The sequence below is a fragment of the Pseudoalteromonas sp. T1lg76 genome, assembly GCF_002964725.1.
Lineage (GTDB): Bacteria > Pseudomonadota > Gammaproteobacteria > Enterobacterales > Alteromonadaceae > Pseudoalteromonas.
This window is the reverse complement of record NZ_PQCE01000114.1, coordinates 1-5041: the sequence shown is the minus strand read 5'-3', so window position 1 is coordinate 5041 and position 5041 is coordinate 1. Positions and strand designations below refer to the sequence as shown.

Annotated in this window: 3 protein-coding genes; 1 reads left to right on the top strand and 2 read right to left on the bottom strand. The window is 50.1% G+C overall.

Going from position 1 to position 5041, the window contains the following annotated elements:
* Positions 1–173: 173 nt before the first annotated feature.
* Positions 174–1328 carry a chorismate mutase gene (locus C2M35_RS15520; protein ID WP_105265706.1) on the bottom strand — a complete coding sequence of 385 codons (1155 nt, stop codon included), beginning with the start codon at positions 1326–1328 and terminating at the stop codon, positions 174–176.
* A gap of 444 nt (positions 1329–1772) precedes the next feature.
* Between C2M35_RS15520 and C2M35_RS15515 the strand changes: the two genes are divergently transcribed.
* Positions 1773–4778 (top strand): bifunctional diguanylate cyclase/phosphodiesterase, encoded by a 3006-nt coding sequence (locus C2M35_RS15515; RefSeq protein WP_105190099.1) that lies wholly within the window; start codon positions 1773–1775, stop codon positions 4776–4778.
* Positions 4779–4827: 49 nt separating this feature from the next.
* Here the strand turns inward: C2M35_RS15515 and C2M35_RS15510 are convergent.
* On the bottom strand, positions 4828–5041 hold a 214-nt coding region (locus C2M35_RS15510), incomplete at its 5' end, for a Smr/MutS family protein (protein ID WP_199774440.1).

Sequence of the window (5041 nt, the reverse complement as noted above, 5' to 3'; positions counted from 1 at the left end):
CAACGGCTTCGCCTACAGCAGTTATCGCCTGAGTATCAGTAAAAATGCCAATAATGATGGCTTGGTACAACTGGCGGAAATCGAGTTAATTGGCCTTGACAATTAACCTGCCCACAACGCAAAAGAGCCAGAAGTAATTGCTTCTGGCTCTTTTTTTAGGTTAGTTTTTTAAGTTAGTTTACTTCCACCGCTTGTAACGAGTCGCTTTGATAGCAACCCAGGATACGTACAAACTGAGTATGATCTTTAAGGTCCTCAAGGGCGCGCTGCACCTTGGGCTCGGCAAGATTGGCAATTAAATCAACATAAAACACTTCTTCCCAGGGGTTGCCCGGGACCGGGCGTGACTCCAGTTTCACCATGTTAATACCATGCTCCTTAAAGACCATAAGCGCATCGGCGAGCGAGCCCACATGCTGCTCGGTCGCCATAATCAGGGTGGTCTTGGTCGGTATTTGCGTCGATACCTGCATCGCCTTACGCGCCACCACGATAAAGCGACTGTGGTTCTCACTTTGATTGGCTATGCCGGTTTTTAATACCTCCAGACCTAAATGCTTGCCGGCTTCCGCAGAGCCGATGGCGGCACTGTTATCACAACTTAAGGCCGCCTTCATGGCGCTGGTGGTGGAATCGCAGTTTTCCAGTTGTACTTCATTTAAACCTTGAATAAAGCGACTGCACTGGGCAAAGGGTTGGGGGTGGCCGTAAAGCTTGGTTATGTCCGCCAGCTCGGTGCCGGGTTTAACCAAGAGGCAATGTTCTACAGAGTGAGTGACCTCGCCTACGATCGAGACCTGGGCGTGCTGGAGCAGGTCGAATACCTCGTTGATGCTGCCCGAGCTGGTGTTCTCAATAGGGAGGACGCCGAAGTCGGCTTGGCCTTTTTCCACCGCGCCGGTGATTTCATCAAACTGGGCGCAGCCCATCTCGACCAGCTTACCAGGGCGGCGACTGAAATATTTGTGCACCGCCAGCTGGGAGTAGGAGCCCTGGCCGCCAAGGTACGCCACCCGATTGGTCTCGCCCAATACCTCTGGGTTGAGGTTTTGCTGCAACATGGCTTGCTGGTGCAGTACCGAGTCTTCAAGTACCCGCTGAAAGACGCTGTTAATGTAGTAGGCATCCAGGCCGAGGGATTTACCGTAGCTGATCAGCTTTTCCAGTAGTTCCTGCTCGCGCGCTTCATCGCGAATGGGCTTGTTATTGGCGATTTTATATTCCACTACCGAATGGCTGATGCGGCGGCGCTTTGCCAATAAAATCAACAGCTCAGAGTCGATTTCATTGATGTCTCGGCGCAGTGCCAGGAGCGTATCATTGGTCATTATTAGGTTTCCTCATTCCCAAAACGAAAAAGGCCTCCCGTGTGGGAGGCCTTAGCATGTGTGTGAATCTCACGTACTCGCTCGCGCCTCCCTAACAAGGGTGGTAGATAAAAAAGCGAAAAAATACGAAAGAGATAATGTTCATAGCTTCAATCTACTGGCTCGGACGGCTAAAAGTCAATAGGCCAATGGCGGTAATAGGGTAAATATTTATCGGCGCTCGTTGCTTACCCAAAATCCCCCCAGACTCAAGACTAAGGCATTAATTTTTTGGGCGTTTGTTCCCATAACGACTATATTGATCTTGTTGTTAATTCTTTTGTCTTAGTTGTTGGAGGGTTAGCAGAAGATTCGCGTAAAAAGGGCTATACATAAACGCTGTGGCTGTTATATTTGCTAGCTGGCTAAAATAATAAAAAACCAGATACTTAAAAAGGATCGGCTGTGGTTTATAGGCGTCCGCCATCTCGATTTGGCATACATTCGTTAAGCATAAAGCTCTCGGTATTGATTTCGGCTATATGCCTGATCGCCGGCATTTTTGCTGCGGTGTTTATGCTGAAGTCTGAGCAAAAGCAGTTAATGTTTCAGGAAAATGAGCAATTAAACCAGTACAGTGCGCGGTTTATCGGTCAGTTTGGGCAATTAATTGATAGTAAAACCAATATTGCCGAACAAGCCAATGCGGTCGTGGCTCGCGAACTGTTTTCCGGCGAGCTCGGCTACAGCGCGCCAATGCCGCAGTTTATTACCACCGATGAGTCAACTCTGCGCAGCATCACTCCTGATGGTATTAGCGCGGCGGTAATGCCAAAAGCCAATTATTCTTCCTATTATCAACAGTTGTTCACCCGCTCCGAGGAGCTTTGGCGCATTATATCGCCCACGCTGACACAAGAGTTTTTTAATTTTTACCTGTTAACCGCCGACGACTTTGTCCGCATAGCCCCTTCAACCTGGGCCATGGATGCACCGGAAAATTATCGCGCGAATAATGCGGTTAACTTCAACCGTGTCGGCCCAGAGCAAAACCCTGACAGACTCGCGGTGTGGACCCCGGTTTACTACGATAGGGTCGGCCGTAAATGGGTGGTTAGCATAGTGACTCCTATTTATCAGAACGATAAGCACACCGCGCTGACCGGCGCCGATATCGAACTAAGCAACTTACTAAGCTTTTTGCCCATTGACGATAAGCATCAGCAGATGTTTGTGGTGGATGGCAAGGGTCAATTGTTGGCGCATCCAAACCTGGATGATGCCACCTATCAGCGTTATGGCCGTGAAGGCCGAACACTGCGTATGTCGGACTTTATTAATCCCCAACTGGTTAAATTAGTTGGTGATGCCTTACGTCTCGAACTGCCGACCATGACCGAAGAATTTGAGTATGACGGCGAACAATACCTGACCACCATCAGCAAGGTTGATGGCCTGGATTGGTATGTGGGTATTTATCGTAAGCAATCCAGTGCGCTCGAAGCGCTGGAGGCGTTGCAGCTTAAGTTTTTAGGGCTGTTTATTCTCTATGCTATCCTGGTCGCCTTGTTACTGCATCAGGCCCTGTATCAACTGGTATTGCGCCGTATTTATCTGCTTGTGGATGCGGTCTCCAGCTTCGGTAAGGGCAAGATGGACACCGAATTTCCACCCGAGGGTAAGGACGAGATAGGCGTGCTTAACGGCTCCTTTAAAGACATGAGTGTGGAGCTGATCAATACCATCACGGGCCTGAATCAACGTATTAAAGAAAAAGACATTGCCGAGCAGGCCGCCAATCGTTTGTCCAAGGCGGTGGCGCACTCGGGAACGGGTGTGTTGATCACCAACTATCAGCTGCAAATCGAATACGTAAACCCGAAAATGCTGGAAATGACCGGGTTTGATGAAGAACATTTTACTAATGCTAAGTTGTTGAGCGTCATTGCCAAAGAAATGGCGATATTTAACGATGATATCGAATACGATTTACGCACCCGCAACTACTGGCGTGGTGATACCATGTTGGAGCAAATCGACGGCCATGCGTTGTGGGTATCCTTAAGTGTTTCACCTATCCGTGATGAGGAAGGGGGCGTCAACAGCTATGTGGTGTCGGCGCAGGATATTTCCTTCGTTAAAGAAAGCCAACGCAAAATGGAGCAACTGGCTTATTTCGATACCCTGACCGGTTTGGCTAACCGTACCTTCTTCCGCATGCAGTTGCGCAAGTCCATGGCACTGGCCGAGCGTGGTCATTATGCCTTCGCCCTGTTTTATTTCGACCTCGATGAGTTTAAGCGTATTAACGATACCTTGGGCCATGATAGTGGCGACCAACTGCTGGTTGAGGTGGCCAATCGCTTGAAGAACCGTTTGCGTACCGAGGATACCATTGCGCGTCTTGGCGGCGATGAATTTGCCGTGCTGCTCAGTGGCATTGAAAGTCAAGAGCGTGCTAAAGACGTGGCCCACACCATACAACGCACCTTGAACCAGCCTATCACCCTCGGAAATAATGAGGTGATTGTCAGCGCCAGTATCGGTATCACCATGGCGCCGGACGACAGCAGCGAGGAAGACCAACTCCTTAAACATGCCGACTTGGCTATGTACGAGGCCAAGGCCAAGGGCAAGAACACCTATCATTTCTATTCCAGTGAGCTTAACGCCGCCGCCAATGAACGCCTGTATATTGAAAACGAGCTGCGTCAGGGGATTCGCGACAGTCAGTTCCACCTTAATTATCAGCCTCAGGTTGATAGCCGTACCGGCAAGGTACTGGGTTTTGAGGCCCTGATACGTTGGACACACCCTACTCAGGGGGCGATTTCGCCGGTGAAATTTATTCCTATTGCCGAGGCGACCGGCCTCATTGTTGAACTCGGTGAATGGGTCTTACGTGAAGCCTGCCGTTTCTCGGCGCGTCGTGCCCAAGCCGGGCTGGAAGCAAATATTTCTGTGAACTTGTCGGTGCGCCAGTTCCAAGATGCCAACCTGATCCCCTGTTTGGCCAATATTCTTGAGCAAACCAAGGTGGCGCCAAAGAATCTGCATTTGGAGTTGACCGAAAGTATGCTGATGGGAGATGTGGATACCGCTATTTCTCAACTGCACGATATCAAACGCCTTGGAGTGTCGATTTCCATCGACGACTTTGGCACCGGTTATTCGTCGCTCAACTACCTTAAGCGTTTCCCCGTCGATGTGCTTAAGGTCGACCGTTCCTTTGTGCAGGATATTCCACACGATCCGAACGATATGGCGATCACCGCGGCGATCATTGCCATGGCGCAAAAGCTGAACCTTAATGTGGTGGCCGAAGGGGTGGAAACCCGGGAGCAGATGGAGTTCTTAAAAGCTAACAACTGCTTTGTGGTGCAGGGTTATTACTTTAGTCCACCTCTGACGGAGCAAGGCGTTGCCGAGTTGCCGAATGTTATTTTCGGTTACGAAGCGGCATCTGAGTAATGGGTTAGGGCCCATGGCGGGCCCTGATAATGTATGTGTGCGTGCGTTACTAAAGAAGTGGACTGACATCCACCGGTAGGTCAATCAGAATCAATAAGGCACCCCGGCCACCATACTCCAATGGCGCCTGATGCATGGCGATAATATCCGGATGCTGCACCAGATACTGAGGCACCTTGTGCTTTAAAATGCGCTCGCCAATGCCATGTACCACACAGGCGCAGGACACATGCTGCTTTTTGCAGGCACTGATCAGCGCCGCC